The sequence below is a fragment of the Qipengyuania sp. S6317L1 genome (assembly GCF_023015615.1).
Lineage (GTDB): Bacteria > Pseudomonadota > Alphaproteobacteria > Sphingomonadales > Sphingomonadaceae > Erythrobacter.
In genome coordinates, this window is record NZ_JALKAJ010000002.1 from 435346 (window position 1) to 457601 (window position 22256).

Below are 22256 nucleotides of genomic sequence, written 5' to 3' on the forward strand. Positions count from 1 at the left end.
CGTCATGTCTGATCAAAAGCGCATCCTCACAGTCTTCGGCACACGGCCCGAGGCGATCAAGCTCTTCCCCGTGCTCCACGCGCTGGAGGCGGATGCGCGCTTTGATAGCCGGATTTGCGTATCCGCTCAGCACCGCTCGATGCTCGATTCCGTGCTTGAGATTGCCGGTGTCCAGCCTCATCACGATCTTGATCTGATGAAGCCCAACCAGTCGCTCGACGCGCTCACAGCAGCAGCGCTCACCGGGATTGGCGCGGTGATGGACGAGGAAAAACCCGATTGGGTAATCGTCCAAGGCGATACGACGACGGTTATGGCAGGCGCGCTTGCCGCCTATTACCGCCAGATCCCCGTCTGCCACGTCGAAGCCGGACTTCGCAGCGGAGACATTTATCGTCCGTGGCCAGAAGAAGTGAACCGCAAGGTCGTGGGAGGCTTTGCCAAGCTCCACTGCGCGCCAACTGAAACGGCCGCTGCTGCTCTACGCGCGGAAAACGTCGATCCTGCGACCATCCACGTCACCGGCAACACGGTGATCGATGCGCTGCATTGGGTGACGAAAGAGGTTGCGGCAAAACCCCACCTCGCGGCGGGCCTTGCCGAGATCGAAGACCACTTTGCAGGCAAACGCATCATCGGCATGACAAGCCACCGGCGCGAGAATTTTGGAGACGGGATGGAGGCGATCGCCCGTGCCGTGCACGAAATTGCTGCCCGCAAGGACGTGGCGATCATTTTCCCCGTGCACCTCAACCCCAATGTGCGTAGCGTAATGAACGAGAAGCTTGCAGGGCTCGATAATGTCGCGCTGATCGAGCCGCTCGATTATCCGCATTTTGCCCGCCTGCTCGATATCTCGACGATCATGCTGACCGATAGTGGCGGTGTCCAGGAAGAGGCGCCTGCGCTTGGCAAGCCGGTTTTGGTGATGCGCGAGACAACCGAGAGGCCCGAAGGGGTCCAGGCCGGCACGGCCAAGCTGGTCGGCACCGATGCCGACAAAATCGTCCACGAAGTCAACGTGTTGCTCGACGATGAGACGGCCTATGAAGCGATGGCCCGCGCGCACAATCCCTTTGGCGACGGACATGCTTCACAGCGTATTTGCGATCTCCTCGCGCGCTAAACCGGGTTCGTCCTTACCGATTATTATCTTCTTGCAGTTAACGCGTGTGCCACGCGGGGCAAAGCGTGCCCCAAGCATGGAGCACTCAATTGCTTAAGAAGACGACCCTCAACGCCAGTGTGATTGGCCTTGGCTATATCGGATTGCCGACCTCTGCGGTCATGGCGCGCGCAGGCTGCAAGGTGCAGGGCGTGGATGTGAGCGAAGCGGTGGTCGAAACGATCAATCGCGGCGAAGTGCATATTGAAGAGGTCGATCTCGACGGCCTTGTTCAGGCGGTCGTCAACGACGGTTTGCTTACCGCGAGCCTCGATGTTGAGCCTTCGGACGTTTTCGTGATCGCGGTGCCCACCCCGTTCTCGAACGATGGGAAGCACACGCCGGATATCTCCTACATCCTGCAAGCTGCCGAAAAAGTCGCAGGCGTCCTCAAAAAAGGCGACTGCGTAATCCTCGAGTCGACCTCGCCCGTGGGGACAACCGAGAAGATGCGCGATGTTTTCGCGGAAAAACGCCCCGATCTTGCCATGCCGGGCCTGTGCGAAGGCACGCCCGATGTTTCCATCGCCTATTGCCCAGAGCGCGTGCTTCCGGGCCGTATTCTGGAAGAACTGATCCACAATGATCGCTCGATCGGCGGGATCACGCCGCGCTGCGCGAGAAAGGCGCTCGCCTTTTACAAACGCTTTGTAAAAGGCGAATGCGTCGTCACCGATGCGCGTTCGGCGGAAATGACAAAGCTTGTCGAAAACGCTTTTCGCGACGTGAACATCGCCTTTGCCAACGAATTGTCGATGATCGCCGACAAGCAGGCTCTTGATGTGTGGGAGGTCATTCGCCTCGCCAACCGTCACCCGCGCGTGAACGTTTTGCAACCGGGCCCCGGTGTCGGCGGCCACTGCATTGCGGTCGATCCGTGGTTTATCGTCCACGGCGCTCCCGACGAGGCGAATATCATCCGCCAAGCGCGCGAGACAAACGATGGCAAAATGCACCACGTGCTTGCCCGCGCTGAGGCGATCGCTGACGCCAATCCTGACGCAAAAATCGCCTGTCTCGGCCTCGCCTTCAAGGCCAATATCGACGATTTCCGGGAGAGCCCCGCGCTCGATATCGCGGTGTCACTCGCCAAGGATTACGGCAACCGTGTCAAAGTGGTCGAACCTTACACCTCCGAGCTACCCCGCGAATTTGACGGAACGAACGCCGAGCTTGTCGACATTGACGAGGCGCTTGAGGACTGCGGCATTCTGTTGCTGCTCGTCGATCACGATGTCTTCAAGGCCATCCCGCCCGAAGAACGCGGAGACGCGGTGGTCTACGACACGCGCGGCGTGTGGAGCTAACACTTTTCATAAGTCTGATAAAATTGACACAAAAGCCACGCCGCTCTAGCCCGCGTCCCAGATGGTGCTGAGAGCGCGCAAGCGTTCGCAGCTAAGAGGGAAGCCGGTGAGCCAGAAACAGGCAAGTCCGGCGCTGTGCCCGCAACTGTAAACTGGGAGCCCTGAACCACCAAAGTCACTGGCCGGCGTCCGTTAGGACTAAGGCTGGGAAGACGGTTCAGGTGCAATGATCAGCAAGCCAGGAGACCTGCCATCGCGTCGTTCGTCCGGGGCCGGGTCCAGCCCAGTGGGACAGGAAGATTGCTTCCGAAGTAGCGACAGCTTTGGGTGTCTCCCTCGTTCGTGGTTTGTCGACCACGGCGGGCCCACTGTCGAATGTGCCGTGTGGGGTTCGGGGCCTCTGCGTGGCGAGACTTTGGAAATGCATTGCAATGAAACCGATTAATCTGGTTGCAGCCGCCTCGACCCTGGCGCTGCTTCCCGCCGCGCTTCAGGCGGAAACCACCGACCCTCAAGGCGCGAAAATGCCGGGCTCTGACGCAATCGTCGTCACCGCCAACCGCACTGCCCGGCCTATTGCTGAAGTGGGCGCAAGCGTCACTGTGATTGGCGAAGAGGAAATCATTACCCGTCAGGCAAGCGATGTAGTGGACATCCTTCGCACCGTTCCCGGTGTTACGTTCAACCGCAACGGCGGGATCGGGACCGCCACGGGTGTTTCCATTCGGGGCGCTCAGAGCGCGCAAACAGTCGTTCTGGTTGATGGCATCAAGATCAATGACCCTTCTTCCATCGGCGGCGGGTTTGATTTTGGCCCTCTGCTCACAGGCAATATTGCCCGCGTCGAAGTCGTACGCGGCTCGCAATCTGTACTTTATGGCAGCCAGGCAATCGGCGGGATTGTCAATCTTCTAACCCGCGCGCCGACCGAAGAGCTCGGTGTGTTTGCCAAGGCCGAATACGGCAGCCGCGACACCGCAGAATTTGTCGGAAACGTCTCGGGCAAATTTGGTCCCGTGGCAGCGAGCCTTGGCGGTACCTATTTCACAACAGGCGGCTTCTCAACGTTTAATGAAGATCGTGGCGGGGTCGAGAATGACGGCTTTGAGAGCTTTGGCGTGAACGGCAAAGTTTTCGTCGAAATCACGGATGGTGTCTCGCTCGATCTTCGCGCTTTCTATGCTGATGGGGAGACCGAGATTGACGGTTTCCTGCCTGATTTCTCTTTCGGTGATACGGGCGAAGTCTCCTTTCGCGAGGATTTTGTCGGCTATGCCGGGATAAATGCCGCCCTCTTCGACGGCGCATTTCGCAACCGGATCGGCTTTGGCTACACCGATATCGATCGCCGCAACTTCAACAACGACACGAACTTTGAAACCTTTGTCGGCAGCGGGGAAACGCGCCGGTTCGAATATCAAGGCGTGATTGACGCTGACGATGCGGTTGAAATCGTGTTCGGGGCAGAGCGCGAGGAATCCGAATACTCTTCGGTTAGCTTTGGCGCTGTAACCGACCCGCAGGATGCATGGATCAACTCCATCTATGCCGAAATCACCGTAAGTCCCTTTGAAGGCCTCTCGCTCACTGGTGGGCTTCGTTATGACGATACCGACACATTCGGCAGCGCGACCATCTTTGCTGCGAGCGGTGCGTATTCGCCAAACGGTGGAGCAACGGTGCTCCGCGCTAGTTATGGTGAGGGGTTCAAGGCCCCTTCCCTGTTCCAACGTTTCAGCGATTTCGGCAATCCGGGCCTTACTGCGGAAAAATCCGAAAGCTGGGATGCAGGCATCACTCACAGCTTCCTTGATGGCGCTGCGCAAGTGGGCGTCACATATTTTGTGCGCGATGGCACGAATGAAATCGGTTTTGCCGGATGTGACGCGAGCATCCCGGTGTGCAACGATCCCGCCACCCCTCGCCCGTTTGGCACTTATGTCAATGTTGACAGCGTAAGCGCAGATGGATGGGAATTCAGCGTTGCATTGCAGCCCGTCGACGGTTTCGACCTTGCACTCAATTACACCACAATCAGCGCCTTTGACGACACAACCGGCAACCGTCTGGCACGCCGAGCAAAGGATACCGCGAGCCTTGTCGCTGATTATCAGACGGACAGCGGCGTTGGCTTTGGTGTGACTGTCTCGATGGTTGGTGACAGTTTCGATGACAGCTTCAACACTGTTTCCATCGACAGCTATTTCGTCGGAGAAGTTCGAGCAAGCTATGCCGTGACCGACGCTCTTGAAATCTTTGGCCGGATCGAGAACATCACCGATGAAGATTACGAGACGGTCGCCAGTTTTGGAACGCCGGGCCGTGCGGTCTTTGGCGGTGTCCGCTACCGGATGTGATGCTGATGCGCGCGGGTCTTTCAGTGCTGTTGAGCCTCTTCCTCTTCGGTTGTTCCGAAGCGGAGGAGGCTTCGTCTGCACCTGAAGCAGCGCACGCGCCGCGGCGCATTGTCAGTCTCGATTATTGTGCTGACCAATATGTCCTGCAGTTTGCCGAGCGAGAGGACATCGTGGCGCTGTCACCCGATGCGGACAAGTCCTTCTCATATCTGCGCGCTGAGGCCTCCGACATTGCGCAAGTGCGCCCACGCAGCGCCGATGTCTTGGCGCTTGAACCCGATCTGGTCGTGCGCTCCTATGGCGGCGGTCCGCAGATAGGATCGTTTCTCGAGCGCGCAGGGGTCGAGCTTGTGCAAATCGGCTATCCGGGAACCATTGCCGAGGTGCGCGGCGAAGTAATACGCATTGGCAGCGCGCTTGGTAAAGCCGATGAGGCGACCACGCTGGTTGCGGATATGGATGCCCGATTGGCTAGGCTCAAGGCGACCAAAAACCCCTTGCCCAAAGCTCTCTACATGGCCGAAGGCGGAGTAACTTCGGGCAAGGGATCGCTCGTGCATGAACTCATGGTCGCAGCAGGCCTTTCCAACTTTCAGGATCGCGCCGGGTGGAACCCGATCCCGCTGGAACGGCTTGTTTATGAACGGCCTGATGTGGTGGTCGCATCATTCTTCGAAAACGAAGCAGGCAGCACCCACAGTTGGAGCGCCGCGCGCCACACCATTGCGCAAAAGCAGTTGAGCGAGCTTCCGGTCGCCAAGGTCGAAGGCGCCTGGACCGCGTGCGGTGGGTGGTTTTTGGTCGAAGCGGTTGAGGCGATGGCAAACACCGCCGGCGCGGCAAAGGCGGACGAGAAATGAGCCGGATGTCGATGCTTTTCGGGCTTGCGTTGGCCGCAGCAATCCTCGCCTCGCTCCTCTTGGGTTCAGTACCATTGCCCTTGGACCGAGTGCTTGGCGCGCTCACATTCGCAGGATCCCCTGGCGATGAATTGGTCATCTGGGACATCCGTTTGCCGAGGAGCCTCGCTGCTGCATTTGTGGGAGCGACCCTCGGAATGAGCGGAGCCGCGTTGCAAGGCCTCTTGCGCAATCCTCTCGCCGAACCCGGCATCCTCGGCGTTTCTGCAACCGCAGCCCTTTGCGCCAGTGTGACGCTCTATTTCGGGCTCGCGGCGGGCGGACCTTTCGTGCTCCCCGTCGCGGCGGTCGCGGGAGCATTGCTCGCAACATTTCTGGTCGCAGCGGCAGCACTTCGTACGCAATCGGTAGTTGCATTGATCCTTATCGGTGTTGGCCTGTCCAGCTTTGCCGGCGCGCTCATGGCGTTGTTGATGAACCTGTCACCCAACCCCTTCAGCCTTGCCGATCTTGTCAATTGGACCCTTGGCACGGTCGCCAATCGCAGCTTTCAGGACCTGGCCTTTGCAGCGCCATTCGCGTTTGCGGGAATGGCGATACTTCTGGCAATGCGGCGCGGCTTATCCGCCCTGACGCTCGGGGACGAGGCAGCCGCAGGGCTCGGCCTGGACCTCAAGAAGCAACGGATCGCCATAATCGTCGGCGCGGGGCTTGCCACAGGCGCGTCGGTCGCGCTTGCGGGGGCAATTGGCTTTGTCGGCATCGTCGCGCCGCATCTGGTGCGCCCTTTCGTTCGCTATGATGCCAGCCGCCTATTGGTCCCTTCCGCTTTGCTCGGTGCAGTGCTGCTGGTGCTCGCCGATATTGGCGTGCGCGTCATCCCGACCGATGCGGAACTCAAACTGGGGGTCGTTGCTGCGCTTATCGGTGCGCCCGTCTTCATCTGGATCGCGAGCAGGAGGAGGCTGGCATGACGCTGCTAGAAGCGCACGATTTGTCATATTCGGCCGAGGCAAGCCCACTTGTCCAGAGTGCGAACCTTTCCCTCACCCCCGGCACGCTTACGGCATTGATTGGCCCCAATGGCGCGGGCAAAACGACGTTTCTGCGTCTTATCATGGGGCTGCTCAAAGCAGATAGAGGGCACGCCGCCATCGAAGGCAGTGACATCGCATCTCTCTCGCCAATCGAACGCGCGCGCAAAATCGCATACTTGCCGCAAACTCGCCCGCTCGCCTGGCCGCAACCGGTGCGCGACCTCGTGGCGCTTGGCCGGTTCGCATATGGGGCCGCGCCTGACCGGCTTTCAGACACCGATAAACAGGCCATCGCCCGCGCCCTTACCGCTTGTAACCTCGATGGTTTTGAAAACCGCCCGGCAGATACTCTCTCCGGCGGAGAGCTTTCGCGCGTCCACCTAGCGAGGGCCCTTGCCGCCGAAACGCCAGTGCTAGTCGCTGATGAGCCCGTCGCCGCACTCGATCCGCGGCACCAGCACGAGGTGCTCAGCCTGTTCAAACGCGCCACGACCGATGGCCGCGCGGTGCTTTGCGTAATTCATGACCTTGCTCTTGCTGCGCGCTATTGCGACCGCATCGTATGGATGAAGGAAGGGCAGATCGTGGCCGAAGGAAGTCCTGCCGACACCCTGACCCCTGAGCGGCTCAGCGATGTTTTCGGCATTGAGGCCCGCGTTGATAGGACGGCGCAGGGCGCGGTTAAGCTGCACATTGAAGGCCCTGCGGGCGATATGGTCAAACGTCACATCTAGCCCGTCCCCGAACCTGTATCCCCTCTCGGCAATGTTGCGGTTCTGACTGGTGCAGGTCTGAAGATTTGGGGGATATGATGTGAGCCAGCCAAAACGAATTGGCCTGTTGTTCGTGCATGGCATCGGCCAGCAAAAGCCGTGGGAGCATTTGCGAAAAACAGCGGCCCGATTGGCTGAATTACTCCGCGTCCATCCCCATAGAGATGCGCACGTTTCGATTGTGGATCGCACGCATGAGTGGGGCGATCCGCTCGATACACCTCGCATCAGACGTGCGGGCAATCACGAACATCCCGCTGCGCCCATGACCATTCATTACCGCGTGCCCGATAAAGGCATCGATGTGGCGTTCGAATGCCACGAGGTGTGGTGGGCGGATCTTGGGAAACGGCGTGGTCTTGGCGAAGCGATCAGCTTCTGGCTTTGGGGGCTCGGTCAATGGAACGCGCCGATCTACGCCAAACGCGATGCGACCAAGCTTTCGCACATGCCCGAGACGACCAAACGACCGAGCGTCCACGTGCCGCGATCGACGTCCTTGTCCCCGCTCATACAGGTTTATTCCCGCATGAGCCTTGCGTGGGCGGGTATCGTCGCCTCGCTCCTTTTCATCAGCACATGGGGCATTTTTCGCGTTCTGAGCCTTATCACCGGTAAGAAGGTCTCGCTCGACCTGATTGTAGATTACATGGGCGATGTCGAAATTTATCAGAAGCGCGGAACACCCAACCGGGGCGTTCCAAGCGATCCCGGTCATGCGACGCGGGTCGCGATCAGGCGGCGTATGATAAGCCAGATGGTCGCCATGGGCGCACGCGATTACGACACCTGGAGCATCCTTGCCCATTCACTCGGCTCGGTCCTCGCCTTCAACGGGATCGGTGAGATCGGGCACACCTTGCCCAATTATTGCGAGAAGGAGCTTTGGGATGATCTGCCAGACGACCTTAAACGAGATCCCGATTGCCGCCTGCGCGATGATACCCATGATATGATCCCCGCGCGGCCTGCATGGCTGGATCACCCGGACTGCATCAACAAGGGCAAACTGTTCGCAAACCTTACGAATTTCGTCACCTACGGCAGCCCGCTGGGCAGCTTCGGCGCCATTTGGCCACGGATTGTGGCTTTCGAAAAAGGGGTTGGCGCCAAAGGTATTGCGCGCGATCACGGCGTTTTCGACAACACGCGCTGGATCAACATCGTGTCAGGCGGAGACCCCGTCTCGGGCCTTCTGGAACGCTACAGAAAATATCTGCCTGCCGAGCAGCAAAGGGACCTGCCTGAAGAGGTGAACCTCGTGCGTCCAAGCCGGGCGCTATATGGCGCATCGCACACGGCGTATTTCAGGCCGGAATGGTCAAGCGCGCGTGGGACAGCCACACAGCCCAGCCATTATGCGACTTTTCACGATGAAGTGATCGATCAACTCATCCGGGAACCAAGCGAGCCTCCGCATATCGCTTCGCTAAAGGCCACGGTCCGAACCCATGATCGCCAGAGGCTGAACAATTCATTCTGGGCAACGATGGTCGTTTACCTCGCGTGCTTTGTACTCCTCGGTCTTTTGATAACCGCATTGGGAGGAACGCTTCCCGCTGGCTTCCAATTCAGTCCGGATGCCGTTCCCATTTCCAAGAAATGGAGCTGGAGTGAGCTTATCCCTACAATACTGGGTTGGGGGATGTTCTGGCTGAGCTTGATGATGGGCGGGGTCTATACCGCGGGCATATCCCGCTATCGTCAGGAGGTGAGCCGCGATCTTGCCGAATGCCGATACGAGCTGAACGCAAGTCCCGAACCAAGCGAAGAGCGAGCGCGTGATCTCAAAATCGGGATCACAATCGATCGTGTGTCCTACTGGGCCAATATCCTGTTCGGTTTTCCGACTATTGTCATCTGGATGGCGGTCTTCGCAAGTGCGATCGACGCTGTTGTCAAATGCGTCATGGGGCTCGATCATGTGCAGGGTTGGGTAGAATGTCTATTCGGCAAACATCGCCCGTTCGCGCCGGTCGTGGTTCTGTTTCTCCTGCTTCTTCTCAACTCGATCATGCAGGCATGTTTGAGCATGTGGGCAGTGTGGCTGCGCAAGAGAAACAGCCAGTCACATGGCTAGAGCTGCCTGATAAGCGCGCGTGCCCGCCTCATGCTGGCAACACTTCGCTTGAGCCGCGATCAAGCTCGTCGATCACTTCGGCAAAGCCAAATTCGCTTTTCCAGCCAAGCACTTCTTGCGCTTTGTCAGCCACGTAGATGCGGTCGATGCTATGAGGAAGCGTCCAATGGCGGGCGTCGAAGGCTTCTGCCAGATCAAGCGCCCTTTCGCGCAGCACTGCGCCAGCATCGGACTTGAGCGCCCCACAATCGCCGGGGTTGAAGGGGGTTTGTCCTGAAATGATGAACACGCCAAATCGTCCGAAATCCGCCTGTGCGGCCGCCAGATGCGCCTTTGCCACATCACGCGCATCAATGCCCCGGTGCAGCCGATAGACCGCCATGAGTGGAGCTGCCTCTGGAAAACAGCGCGACATGCGGATGACGCCAATTTTAAGCGCGTCACTGGAAGCATCGCAAGCAAGCGCTTCTGCTGCAAGCTTGGTGCGATGATAGATCGTGCGCGGCTGCGGTGTGGTTTTTTCCGTGATCCAGGTGGCTTTGCCATCGTCATGCGAAGCATAACCATAAAGCGCGGTTGTGCTTGTCAGGACTACCCGCCGCACTCCTTGTTCGCTCGCGATCCGCAGGACATTCGCAGTCCCTTCGACATTTATCCGTTCAAACTCTTCATCTGGCAAAATATCCACGTGCGGGGCGTGCAGAGCCGCAGTATGATACACCGCCTCGCACCCTTCAAAGGCGCGCTTCAGGAGGTCTTCGTCGCACAGATCGCCGATCATGCTGGTCGCCGAGCACGGCGAACGATCTAGTCCGACGACATCATGATCGCCAAGAAGCGCGCGGTGGATCGCCCGCCCGATGCGCCCCGAACTGCCTGTTATAGCGTAGCGTGCCATGCGCATTGCCTAATCCATTGAACGGGAAACAGGCAAAGTCTTTTGGCGCTGCGCCAATCAGCCGAAGAACTCGTGCTGCATTGGATCAAGAAAGTGCAACATCGCGCTCGTGTCCGCGCCTGACAGGGCGACCGGGGGGTTATCGGCGCTTTGTCCGTCAGCGCCGCCGCCAAACCACGTGCCGAATGTTTCTTCGCCAAAACCGTGCGCGGTCAGGTAATCGCGCACCCCCTGCTCAGACTGATAGTTGGCATAGCGAATGTTGCCATCCGCGTGCATCAGCGCGCGCAGGTATGCCGTGCCGTCGGTAAGCGCGAAATAGACCTCCCAGATGCCGTCGCCATCATAGTCGTTTGAACCAAGCACCCTGTTGATGTTCTCGATCTGAAGGTCGTTCTGGAAGCGTTGCTGGCTATCGTTGGGGCCAAACTGCTCGACGATGCCGGCTTCAACCAGCGGGTCGATGTAAATGCCCGCTACCCGGGTCTCACCGGCCCATGTGTTGTCGTTGAAATAGACAAGCCCGTCATCTGCCGTGCCAACCGTCGCAAAGCGGCCAATTGCATCGTTGACGAGGATCTGATCCACATCGCCATCGCCGTTCACGTCGGTCGAGCCAATGCGCAGCCATGCGCCATTTCCACCAAGCGCATTGCCGTCGAAATCGAGGATATTGTCCATCGCCGACTGATAGACCGATGGGTCCACCGTATCGAAATTGACACTTACCCCGGTACCGCGAAGCAGGCGGATGACAGTATCATCAAACTCGAGATATTCGATATTGGTGAGCGTATCGGTGCCATTTGCGCCGGACACCTCGAACACGCCGAGCGCGGTCTGGGTGACGGTAAAACTGGATGAAGCCCCGCCGAAAGCCGCCGTATCGATCCCGCTCCCGCCATCGAATGTGTCATTGCCGGCGTGGCCAAGGAATGTCTGCGCACCCTCGCCCGATGAAACCGTGAGGCCGGCAAGCGATATCACGACAATGTTGGCAAAGCCTTCAACATGGCCCGAACCAGACAGCCGCAGAGTGTCGCCATTGACCACATCTGCTTTCACGTTCTGCGTCACATTCGTGAGAGTGAGGGAGGCAGATTGATTGGTTGCAGCCCCGCCAAAGGTCACTTGAACATTGGAGGTCTGGGAAAGCTCGACATTATAGCCCCCCGCCGAGCCGCTCGTGAATTGCTGCCCACCCACGGTCACATTGAGCGTGCCGAGCCCTTCGCCAGGCGTGTAAAACGCGTCCTGATCGCTATCGGTGTAGGCAACGCCCAGAAGGAATATGCCGCCCCGGTTGCCGAAGTTTTGCGTTACCACAAGCGGACCGACATCGGTGCCGGGATTGTTTTCAGGGGTCGCCCCGATGCCGATCTCAGAATAATTGGGGTTCATGATCGCAATGCGATGGCCGGCCGGATTCTGGATACCGTTGGGCTCAAATCCCCAATCGACCATGAAACCTGCGTGGCCGTACATGATATCCTGCGTGAAAGCGAAGACGTTCTCGGCGACCGTAAACCACCCGGTGTATCCGGCCGCCGTAATCCTATCGCCGAGCCCGGCCTCTCCGGGCAGCCGGTGACTTTGCTCGTCAGCCGCAATCATCTCACCGTTGTGGGTGCGCGCGGCGAGCGCGAGATTATCATTCCAGGCAACCGGAGCGGTGGGCACGAGCGCCTCGAACCCCGAAAGCAGATCGTCTGCATCCACGCCAAAGAAATTGAGCGCCGATTGGATGTTCGAAAAGCGTGCCGTCAACGGGTCATAGGAAGAAATATAACGCGCCGCGTTCCCCATCGGATCAAGACGCGCGTCATTGATCAGTTCGAGGTTATATTGCTCAAGATCGGTTGCAGTCGACATACACTCACCTTCCCCCAAGGATGATTATCACGGGGTAGAAAACTATCGTTAACCCGCTTTATCACTCCTGAATGCGGCAAATGAGAGGTGCTTTGCGACAAGCGGGGCGCGCGGTGCGACCACCGTTTGCCCCCTCCAGTATTCGGGATCTCAACGGCAAGTAAACGGCCGGACGGGGAAATGGGGCGAGCCCTATGAACCTTGCCCGTTTTTCAAAAAATGGGTATGCCATTTGTCAAGAGCGCCAAGAATGGTGCCATTGGGAGAGAAATTGATGGCATGGGATTTCGAAACCGACCCAGAATTTCAGGAACAACTCGATTGGATGGAAGAGTTCGTCCGTGAAAAAGTCGAGCCGCTCGGAATGCTCGGAATACACCCATACGATGTCAAAAACCCCCGCAGGAACGAACTGGTCCGCCCGCTACAGCAGGAAGTTAAGGATAGGGGTTTGTGGGCTTGTCATCTTGGGCCTGAACTGGGCGGGCGAGGGTATGGTCAGGTTAAACTGGGCCTGATGAACGAGATTTTGGGCGGTGCCACTTTTGCGCCGATCGTGTTTGGCTGCCAGGCTCCCGACACCGGAAATGCAGAGATCATTGCGCATTACGGGACCGACGAACAGAAGGCACGGTATCTTGAACCTTTGCTCGAGAATGAAATCGTTTCGGCCTTTTCGATGACAGAACCACAAGGTGGTTCCGACCCTACAAATTTTGCTACCACCGCCGTGCTCGACGGCAATCATTGGAAAATCAACGGCGAGAAGTGGTTCTCGACCAATGGCAAATGGGCCGATTTCCTGATCGTCATGGCCGTTACCAATCCCGATGCACAGCGTCACAAGCGCATGAGCATGTTTATCGTGCCGGTTGATACGCCCGGCGTGGAAATCATCCGAAATGTCGGTGTCTATGGTCAGCAAGACGGCTCGGAAAGCTATGTGCGCTATACCGACGCGCGCGTCCCTGCCGATCATCTGCTCGGCGAACAGGGCGAAGCTTTTGCGATTTCGCAAACGCGCCTGGGTGGTGGCCGCGTGCACCATGCCATGCGCACCGTAGGCAATTGCAAGCGCCTCCTCGATGCGATGAGCCGCCGCGCGGTCAGCCGCAAGACGCGCACCGGCGTCGTCGCTGACTACCAGACAGTGAAGATGCAGATCGCAGACAGTTATATCGAACTGGAACAATTCAGATTGTTCGTGCTCAAGACCGCATGGATGATCGACAAATATCAGGATTATCTGAAGGTTCGCAAAGACATCGCGGCGATCAAAGCTTTGATGCCGACGGTGTACCACAACATCGCGAAGCGCTGCATCCACATCCACGGCTCGCTCGGCGTGTCGAACGAAATGCCCTTCGTGGGCAACCTTATTGGCTCGATGGTGATGGGCATCGCCGATGGTCCAACCGAAGTCCATAAGGTGACTGTCGCAAAGCAGCACCTGCGCGATTACAAGGATGTCGGCGATCCGATATTTCCCGATTACTCGCTGATAGCGCGGAGGGAGCAGGCGTTGCAGAGGTACGGCCCTCCTGAAGAATTGGTCGAGGCAGCGGAAGCAGCAGAGTGACCGAGGCATCTCAAGCGGTGAACACCGCCCCGCCCCTGTCGCTGGTGAACCGCGTCTCGTACGGGACCGGCGCGATGGCAAATGGCATCAAGGGCGCTGCGTTTTCCAGCTATTTGATGCTCTACTTCAATCAGGTCGTGGGCGTGCCGGCGTCTATCGTGGGCACGGCGCTGGCCTGCACTCTTTTGGTTGATGCAGTGGTCGATCCGTTCCTGGGACGGTGGGCAGACATGACCCACAGCCGGTTGGGACGACGCCACCCATTCATGTATGCAGCGATCATTCCGACCTCGATATTTTTCTTCCTGACATGGTTCCCGCCTGACGGGCTCTCCCATATCCAGCTGGGCTTATGGATATTCGCATTAGCTGCGGCGACGCGCGCCTCTATCAGCGCATTTGAGATCAACACCTCGGCGATGGCTGCGGAATTGACCGAAGTCTACGCACACAGAACCAAGCTGTTCAGCCTGCGCTACTGGTTTGGATATGCAGGGGCCTATGGCTTCACCAGCTTCTGTCTCGCGTTCATTTTCGTTGAGACGCAAGCTTTCCCGCAAGGCCAGTTGAACCCGGCAAGCTACGAAAGTTTTGCCGCGCTGGGTGCGGGCCTCATGTTCCTTGCCATGGTGATCTGCAGCGTAGGGACGCAAAACCGCGTGCCCTATATGCGGCAGGCGAGCGTTGTACCCGATGATGAAAAACTGTCCTTCGGGCAACATCTGGGCGAAATGTTAGCCGCATTTCGAAATCGCGGTTTTCTGGCGATCTTTGGATTTGGCGTGTGCAAGTATTCTGCGATCGGACTGTACAGCGCCACCACCCTCTATTTCGGCACATATCTTTTCAAGCTGAACACGGTCGAGCTCGCGATCCTTACGGTTGATAGCCTTGTCGCAGCGACGCTCGCCGCCCCGCTTGCGCCAGTATTTTCGAGATTGATCGGGAAACGTGCAAGCTCGATGATATTTGCCATCGTGGGGGTCTCGATTGGCGTTTCCCCTCTCATCCTGAGCTATTTCGATGCGTTCTTTTTGCCGGGGGATCCCATGTTGTTGCCTACGCTCTTTGCCATAGGCGCGGTTTACGGTTCGATGGTGGCGATTTCCTTGATCAACACATCGGCCATGCTCGCGGACGTGGTCGAAGACAGCGCGGTGGAAACGGGGCGGCACGAAGCAGGGACCTTCTTCTCAGCCTCAAGCTTCATGCAGCAATGCTCGAACGCGGTGGGGATCTTTCTGGCAGGCCAAGTGCTGGCTGCATCCAGCTTCCCAGAACGAGCCGACCCCGCGACGATTGCCGATGCGACGGTCGACAGTCTGATCCTTCATTATGTCCCGACATCATTGGGGCTATGGACTGTGGGAGCGCTGATCCTGCTGTTCTACCCGATCACGCAAGAGCGGCACGAACGCAATGTAGAGGTGCTTCGTGCCCGCGAAGCCGAAGCGCGCGAGCAAGAGTTGCGCGATGCGCCCATCGGCAGTCCGGCGCGGTAGAGCCTGCGCGACAACACACCGGAAAAGGAAGCAAAGATGGCGACCCAAACTAACACCGCAGATCGAAGTGAGACAGATGCGTTTCGCGAAGAAGTGCGCGCCTTTCTGGCCGAGAACTTCCCGCAAGAACTGAAAGCCAAGGGCAACCCGCTAGCCGGTATCGAGAGCGCCCTTCGCGAAAGCGATGCGCAAAAAGCATGGCGCGAGGCGATGGGCGCACGCGGTTGGGGCACCCCCACCTGGCCCCGGGAATACGGCGGCGGCGGCCTCACACGCAAACAGGCCGCGGTTCTGGGCGAAGAACTGGTGAAAGCCGGCGCCTACAACCCGATCGGCGGAATGGGTGTCATGATGTTTGGCCCTACACTCCTCGAATATGGAAACGAGGAGCAGAAGCGCGAACACATCCCGCCCATCTGCCGCGGTGAAATCCGCTGGTGTCAGGGCTACTCCGAACCCAATGCCGGTTCGGATCTTGCCAATTTGCAAACCACCGCTGAGGACAAGGGAGACTACTACCTCGTCAACGGACAGAAAACATGGACGAGCGGCGGGCAATGGGCGCACAAATGCTTTTGCCTCGTGCGCACTGACAGGTCCGACAAGCACAAAGGTATCAGCTTCCTTCTGATCGACATGGATACGCCGGGCGTCGAGGTTCGCCCTATCCAGATGATCAGCGGAATGAGCCCGTTTTGTGAAACATTCTTCACCGATGTGAAGGTGCCCAAGGAGAACCTTGTCGGCGAAGAAGGCCAAGGCTGGACCATCGGAAAGCGTTTGCTTCAGCACGAACGCACCAATTTGTCGGGCGGCAACTCCGTGGCTCGCGCAATGGGTGTGAGCCTGTCTGCTTTCGCCAAGAAGTATATGGAGACAGATGACAAGGGAGAGATCGCGGATAAGGCGCTGCGCGACCGGATCGCCGATTTCGAAATCCGTTGGGGCGCCTTCCTACTTACCGCCCGCCGTGCCACCGAGGAAAGCAAAGCGCATGGGGGCGTTTCGGAAATCAGTTCGGTCCTCAAGAAACTCGGGACAAAACTTGGGCAGGAACGCTCCGAAATGATGATCGAGATCATGGGCCTGCAAGGGCTTGGCTGGGAAGGTGAAGGCTTCAGCGACGCAGAGCTTTCGGGCGTGCGCGGCTGGCTGTTTGGCAAGGCGACGACGGTTTACGGCGGTTCAACCGAGATCCAGAACAACATCATCGCCAAGCGCGTGCTTGGTATGCTCGATCACCAGTAAGAAGGGGGGGCTGAAAATGGCGGTTCTCAACGAAGAACAGGAAATGCTGCGCGATATGGCGCGCGAATGGGCGACCAATGAAAGCCCGGTGACCGAATTTCGCAAAGTGCGATCGAGCGGCGATCCCAAGGCTTTCGACGATGGCGCTTGGGGCGCGATGGCGGAAATGGGCTGGGCTGGAGTGATTATTCCGGAAGAATATGGAGGTTCGGACTTTGGCTGGCTTTCTGCAGGCCTGATAGTCGAGGAACTCGGCAAAACGCTCACTGCAAGCCCGCTGATTGCGACCACCATCGCAGCCGCGGCAATCGTGCTGGGCGGCAGTGACGAACAGAAGGCAAAATATTTGCCCAAACTCGCCAGAGGGGAAGCGATCGGCACGCTCGCAGTCGATGAAGGCGCGCGCCACGCCCCTTCCAATTTCGCGACCACCATATCGGACGGGGCCATCAGCGGAACCAAGGCTTTCGTCCACGAACCGCACGCAGCAACACTGTTTATCGTCGCTGCCGCAGATGGCCTCTATGTGGTCGAAGCGGGCAAAGGCGTTTCGCTGTCTGACCGCAAGCTGACCGACCAGCGCAGCCATGCGCAGGTAACTTTCGAAGGCGCAGCTGCTGACAAACTGGCGAGCGGTAAGGACAGCCTGCTCGACGACGTGCTTGACCGAGCGCGCATTTTGACCGCGTGCGAAATGCTCGGCATGGCGCAGGCAGTGTTCGACACAACGCTCGACTATCTCAAACAACGCGTGCAATTCAATCAGGTGCTCGCAACCTTCCAGGCATTGCAACACCGTATGGCCGACCTGTTCGGTGATCTTGCGATGATGCGTTCAGCGGTCGAAGGCGGTTTGCAGGCTTTGGATTCTGGCTTCCGGGCTGCGCAGGCAGCCGCACTTGCCAAGGCCGAAGCGAACCGCGTGCTGCACATGATGAGCCGCGAAGGTGTACAGTTGCACGGCGGGATCGGCATGACCGATGAATACGATATGGGCTTCTATTTGAAGCGTGCCCGTGTACTCGAAGCGAGTTGGGGCAGCACATCCTTCCTCAAGGATCGTTTCGCAACGCTCGGCGGCTATTGAGGCTTTGGACCCGCTTGAGAATTCTGCAGGACTGAATTCGGCCAGCGCGCAGCAGCAGCGTGCTCTGGCCGACCATGCGCGTTTTGTCGAAGACAATCTGAAACGCAATTACCGCGCGAATTTCATCCACGGCGTGTTGGGAATGACGGGCTTTCGCCTGATCTATGCGCCCACGATCATTCCTGCCTATATGCTGCTGCTGACCGATAGCACCGCGGCCGTTGGCCTTGGTGCGGCACTGCTGCAATTGGGCGCAACAATCAGCCCGATCCTGAGCGGATCAAGGATTGAGCACCGCAGCCACATCCTGCCCTATGCGATCAATGTCGGATCACTCATGCGGCTGATGATCCTGTTTCTGGCACTGTCCGGTTGGTTCTTGACCGGAAATTTGCTGCTGGTGGCCACCTTCGCCAGCTTTCTCCTGCTCGGCTTTTTTACAGGCGCGCAGCGGGTCGCCTTCCAGATGCTGATGAGCAAGCTAATCCCGATCCGCCAGCGCGGTCGATTGCAGGGCTATCGCAACTTTGCAGGCGGGTTGATCGCCGCCATTCTGGCGTGGGTGGCAGGCAATTATCTGATTGCCGACAAATGGTTGGGCAATGGCTACGCGACGACATTCCTTTTCGCTTTCCTGCTGACCAGCGCGGGGCTGATTGTCCTCAAGACAATGATACGCGAGCCTGCCGCACCGGTTTCTCGTCCCCAGATGCGGATAGCGGACCGAATCAAGGAATTTCCGGCTTTGCTGCGTGACCGCGACTTTTCAGGCTTCCTGGTCACCCACAGCTTTTCGACGATGGCCCGCGTGGGTGCACCGTTCTGGACGGTCTATGCAGGCTTGCAACTGGGTTTGGATGGCGCGCTGATCGGCGGGCTCAGCTTCGTGTTCCTCGGCTCGGACACCGTCTCGAACATTTTTTGGGGCCCGTTGGGCGACCGGTTCGGCTTCAAGCTGGTCTATCTTCTCTCGCTAATCTCATCGATCGTGGGTGTCGCGCTACTGATCGCCGGGAGCAGCGAACTGCCGATTTACGCCGCCTTTGTTTTCTTGGGGGTTGGCGGATCGGGCTGGATGCTTGCCTCGACCACAATGGTGCTTGAGTTCGGAGCAAGCGAGGATATCCCGATGCGGCTCGCTTTTGTCACCACCGTCGAGGGGGCAATCGCGGCAATCGGGCCAATCGCGGCGGGTCTGCTGGTTGCAGGAGCAGGCTTTATGCCGCTCTTCGTGGTGGTATTGGCGTCGATGACCTTTGCTGTGGCAGTGCTGGTCTTGCGTGTGCGTGAACCGCGCAACCGGGCCGCCCGATAAAGTTCAAACGTCCGCCAGCAGGCCTTCGGACAAGGCAGAGACATAGGTGCAGATCGCCATTTCGCCGTCATCAAAACGCTGCGCCCAGCGGCGGGCCTCGTAAGCGCCGTTGAGCGTGGACATGATGATCTGGCTTGCCACGAGCGGATCAATGGCGCGGACCGATCCATCGGCAATGCCGTCAATCAACATCCCGGCAAACCGCCTGGCGAGCCGGTTCGAGCGGGTAACGACATCCATCCTGTGCTCTTGTTCCAGCGCTTGCAGAGCAGTGGTGCGCAGCAGCGGCGTTTGGTCGAAGAACTGCACATCAAGCAATTCGTGAAGGACGCTGGCAAGCCGGGTCCAATAGTCGCCTTGGGCATTTTGCCCTGCCATTTGCGTTGCCGAAAGCCGGTCGTAGCTGTTTTGGAAACACGCCAGCACGAGATCGTCCTTGGCCTCGTGGTGATGATAAAAACTGCCCTTGGTCACATTCAACGCTTCGGCGATGCGGTTGACCGAAGCTCCGCGATAGCCACGCTCGTTGATCATGATTGTCGCGACGCGCAAAAACTCCTCGTTCTGCTTCGTGTCACCGCCATTATCCGTACGCCAAGTGCGGTTGTGGAGCGTAAAGGGATCCCATTCGCCTTTCCTCGCAGGGATGCCAAAACTGAGGATGTCTACGATGCGCTCTTGAACTCTCGGAAAATCGAGTGTCGAGTAGCGCAGCGACCAAACGGGCCACCACATCATGGCTTCGAGCAGGATATGCGCCCGCGCCGAGAACAAGGCGCGCTTTTCAGATGTATCGGCCTGTCCGAAAAACTGCCTGATTGTCTCGACAACCTTGCTGTATCGTTCAAGCAGAGGCTTTTGTCGTTCCTGGGTTAAAGTCCGCACTTCCGACAGTGCCGTTAAAAGCCCGCTCTCGCCGCGTCTTACGCGAGCGCGCAACTCGACATGGAGTGCAACATATTTGTGGAGACGTTTCGCGGGGGTGGGCTCGGCCAGCGCCTCGCTCGCCATACGCTCCATCCGGTCCAGCGTTTCCTCATAGACGGCAACAACCAGCTGGTCCTTGCGTGAGAAATAATAGGTGATGCTGGTAGCGTTGAGGCCGATCGCTTTCGCCACATCGGACAGGGTCGTCGCCTGTACACCCACCGCATTTATCAGAACCGAGGCGGCGTGCACGATCGCCTGGCGCTTTTCGCCAAACCGTTTCGTACTTTCGCCTCTCGCCGCCATATCCCTCCTTTACGGTACTTTTTGTAAAGTTTCGAGCCAGCGCAGTCTAAAATCCCCCGTATCAGAACAAGGTTGCAAGCTCCTTTTTCAGGATTTTGCCGTTCGCGTTGCGCAGCAGCGTCTCTTTCGAGAAGACAATCCGGACGGGAACCTTGAATTTGGCAAGCCGTCCAGCGACCCATTCCTGCAGCTCGGCTTCGGTTGCGTGCGTGCCCGGAGCGAGGTGCACGACTGCCGCCGGCTCCTCGCCCAACTGCTGGTGCGGCAGGCCAATCAGCGCCGCGTCCGTAACCGCTGGATGGTCGTAAAGAACGTTCTCCACCTCGGAGGAATAGATGTTCTCGCCCCCGCGTATGATCATGTCCTTGGCGCGGTCAGCGATGTAGCACCAGCCCTCTTCATCAAGACGGGCAAGGTCGCCGGTTCTGACCCAGCCATCGACGAAAGTTTCGGCGGTCGCTTCCGAGTTTTCCCAATAGCCTTTCACCACCATAGGTCCGCGTGCCCACAATTCTCCGATCTCGCCGGCCGGCAATTCATGCGCGGCGTCTTCGCTCATTATCCTGAGATCGGCGACGGGCACGGGCGGGCCACAGCTATCGGGGCGGTTGAGATAGTCCTCGCTTGAATGGCTTGTGACTGTGGCCATCGTCTCGGTCATACCCCAACCATTGCCGGGCAAGGCGCCGAACACCTCGTGTATCTTGCGCACCAATTCTGGCGCGGAAGGTGCGCCGCCATAGGCAATGGCTTCGATGCTGGAGAGATCGTAATTCTTGCGTTCGGGATGTTCGATCAACTGCCACGCGATGGTGGGCACACCGCCAGTAGCGTGGACCTTCTCGCGCTCGATAATCTCGAAAGCCTTCACCGGGTCCCATTTGTACATGAAGACCAGCTTGTTTCCGGCGGCGATATTGCCCATCAGACCGGCCGAACAGGCGGTGACGTGGAACAGCGGAATAACGGTTAGCGTTGTGCGAGGAGATGGCTCGGGCATTTCCTCTCCGCGCCGAAGGACAGCACAGGCCGCATTGTAGCCGCTTGAAAGGATATTGGTGCACAAGTTGCGATGGGTGCCAAGCGCGCCTTTCGGACGGCCTGTCGTCCCACTGGTGTAGAAGATGGTCGCATCATCATCGGGTGCGATTGTCACCTCGGGCAGCGCCTGTTGCGGAAGATCGGAATAGTTTTCTGGCGTGCCAATGACTGACTCCAGCGTCTGCACCCCCTCGCCCGAAACATCTCCGCGCGAGACGAAGCTCGCCTTTAGTGATGGGATATCCGCGACATGCGGGGCAATACGTTGCCAGCGTTCGTCATCGCAGATCAGGACCTTGGTGCCCGAATTCTGTAAGCCGTAGGCGAGCTCATCTCCGGTCCACCACGCATTCAGCGGCACACAGATCGCCCCGATGGTGACTGCTGCGAAGAAGGCGACAGGCCATTCGGGAAGATTGCGCATAGCCAAGGCAACACGGTCGCCCTTCTCTACACCTTGCCGCTGCAACTCATGGGCAAGCGACGACACCGCGCGGAACCAGGCATCGTAGGTAACCCTCTCATCCTCATAGACCAGAAATTCCCGGTCCGCGTAACCAGCACCGACCATTGCGAGCACACGAAGGTTCTCGGGAGCGTTCTTCCAGACCCGCGTCGGGATGCCTCCTATATCAAGCGTCTCCATCTCGAACCGCTGCCCATGTGCGGTGAGTATCTTCTCGCATTGCTCTCGATTGAGTGCAGGCCACCCTGCCGGGGCTTTCCAGCCAATCGATTTCGCCAAAGTTCCCATCCCACTCTCCCCTCGGGTAATTCTAACCTACGCGTGTCCTCACGCTACGTCGTTCCGACCTTGGCAGCCGGTGCATCGATTCAACCGGGGGAAATTGCATTTGCGTTGATCCCCTGTTTCGCATTTGCTGGCGAGGCGACTTTGCAAG

16 protein-coding genes and 1 riboswitch are annotated in these 22256 nt (G+C 58.3%); of the genes, 12 read left to right on the forward strand and 4 right to left on the reverse strand.

Annotated elements, in window-relative coordinates; translation table 11 throughout:
• Nucleotides 1–4 precede the first annotated feature (4 nt).
• The 7 genes from wecB (at nt 5) to MWU38_RS03415 (ending at nt 9579) form a co-directional block, all read left to right on the forward strand.
• Entirely contained in the window at nt 5–1126 is a 1122-nt protein-coding gene (wecB, locus tag MWU38_RS03385; protein ID WP_247270420.1) for a UDP-N-acetylglucosamine 2-epimerase (non-hydrolyzing), read from the forward strand.
• Between the two features lie 89 nt (nt 1127–1215).
• The gene (gene wecC / locus MWU38_RS03390; RefSeq protein ID WP_281494510.1) at nt 1216–2472 is read left to right on the forward strand and encodes a UDP-N-acetyl-D-mannosamine dehydrogenase; all 1257 of its coding nucleotides are present in this window, start codon (nt 1216–1218) and stop codon (nt 2470–2472) included.
• 45 nt (nt 2473–2517) lie between these two features.
• Nucleotides 2518–2742, forward strand: a riboswitch (cobalamin riboswitch).
• 161 nt (nt 2743–2903) lie between these two features.
• Nucleotides 2904–4829, forward strand: a complete 1926-nt coding sequence (locus tag MWU38_RS03395; protein WP_247270421.1) for a TonB-dependent receptor — start codon at nt 2904–2906, stop codon at nt 4827–4829.
• A 5-nt stretch (nt 4830–4834) separates the two neighbouring features.
• Nucleotides 4835–5689, forward strand: a complete 855-nt coding sequence (locus tag MWU38_RS03400; RefSeq protein ID WP_247270422.1) for an ABC transporter substrate-binding protein — start codon at nt 4835–4837, stop codon at nt 5687–5689.
• Nucleotides 5686–6663: an iron ABC transporter permease gene (locus MWU38_RS03405; RefSeq protein WP_247270423.1), complete on the forward strand. Its 978-nt coding sequence runs from the start codon at nt 5686–5688 to the stop codon at nt 6661–6663. Before MWU38_RS03400 ends, MWU38_RS03405 begins: the two co-directional genes overlap by 4 nt.
• On the forward strand, nt 6660–7460 hold the full coding sequence (locus tag MWU38_RS03410) for an ABC transporter ATP-binding protein (protein WP_247270424.1): 801 nt from the start codon (nt 6660–6662) through the stop codon (nt 7458–7460). The genes MWU38_RS03405 and MWU38_RS03410 overlap by 4 nt, the downstream gene beginning before the upstream one ends.
• Before the next feature lie 169 nt (nt 7461–7629).
• A complete protein-coding gene (locus MWU38_RS03415; protein WP_247270425.1) occupies nt 7630–9579 on the forward strand; it encodes a hypothetical protein in 1950 nt (649 codons plus the stop codon).
• A 28-nt stretch (nt 9580–9607) separates the two neighbouring features.
• Here the strand turns inward: MWU38_RS03415 and MWU38_RS03420 are convergent, their stop codons facing one another.
• Entirely contained in the window at nt 9608–10477 is an 870-nt protein-coding gene (locus MWU38_RS03420) for an NAD(P)-dependent oxidoreductase (protein ID WP_247270426.1), read from the reverse strand.
• Nucleotides 10478–10534: 57 nt separating this feature from the next.
• The gene (locus tag MWU38_RS03425; protein ID WP_247270427.1) at nt 10535–12349 is read right to left on the reverse strand and encodes a CAP domain-containing protein; all 1815 of its coding nucleotides are present in this window, start codon (nt 12347–12349) and stop codon (nt 10535–10537) included.
• A 274-nt stretch (nt 12350–12623) separates the two neighbouring features.
• Between MWU38_RS03425 and MWU38_RS03430 the strand changes: the two genes are divergently transcribed.
• Genes MWU38_RS03430 through MWU38_RS03450 form a run of 5 tightly spaced genes read left to right on the forward strand, consistent with a single transcriptional unit; the run spans nt 12624 to nt 19080 of the window.
• Nucleotides 12624–13928 (forward strand): acyl-CoA dehydrogenase family protein, encoded by a 1305-nt coding sequence (locus tag MWU38_RS03430; protein ID WP_247270428.1) that lies wholly within the window; start codon nt 12624–12626, stop codon nt 13926–13928.
• Nucleotides 13925–15430, forward strand: a complete 1506-nt coding sequence (locus tag MWU38_RS03435; protein WP_247270429.1) for an MFS transporter — start codon at nt 13925–13927, stop codon at nt 15428–15430. The genes MWU38_RS03430 and MWU38_RS03435 overlap by 4 nt, the downstream gene beginning before the upstream one ends.
• A gap of 36 nt (nt 15431–15466) precedes the next feature.
• A complete protein-coding gene (locus MWU38_RS03440) occupies nt 15467–16678 on the forward strand; it encodes an acyl-CoA dehydrogenase family protein (RefSeq protein WP_247270430.1) in 1212 nt (403 codons plus the stop codon).
• Nucleotides 16679–16694: 16 nt separating this feature from the next.
• Nucleotides 16695–17765: an acyl-CoA dehydrogenase family protein gene (locus tag MWU38_RS03445; protein ID WP_247270431.1), complete on the forward strand. Its 1071-nt coding sequence runs from the start codon at nt 16695–16697 to the stop codon at nt 17763–17765.
• A 4-nt stretch (nt 17766–17769) separates the two neighbouring features.
• Nucleotides 17770–19080, forward strand: a complete 1311-nt coding sequence (locus MWU38_RS03450) for an MFS transporter (RefSeq protein WP_247270432.1) — start codon at nt 17770–17772, stop codon at nt 19078–19080.
• Between the two features lie 3 nt (nt 19081–19083).
• Here MWU38_RS03450 and MWU38_RS03455 read toward each other — a convergent pair whose 3' ends face one another.
• Entirely contained in the window at nt 19084–20313 is a 1230-nt protein-coding gene (locus MWU38_RS03455) for a TetR/AcrR family transcriptional regulator (protein WP_247270433.1), read from the reverse strand.
• 61 nt (nt 20314–20374) lie between these two features.
• Entirely contained in the window at nt 20375–22108 is a 1734-nt protein-coding gene (locus MWU38_RS03460; protein ID WP_247270434.1) for a class I adenylate-forming enzyme family protein, read from the reverse strand.
• Nucleotides 22109–22256: the final 148 nt, after the last annotated feature.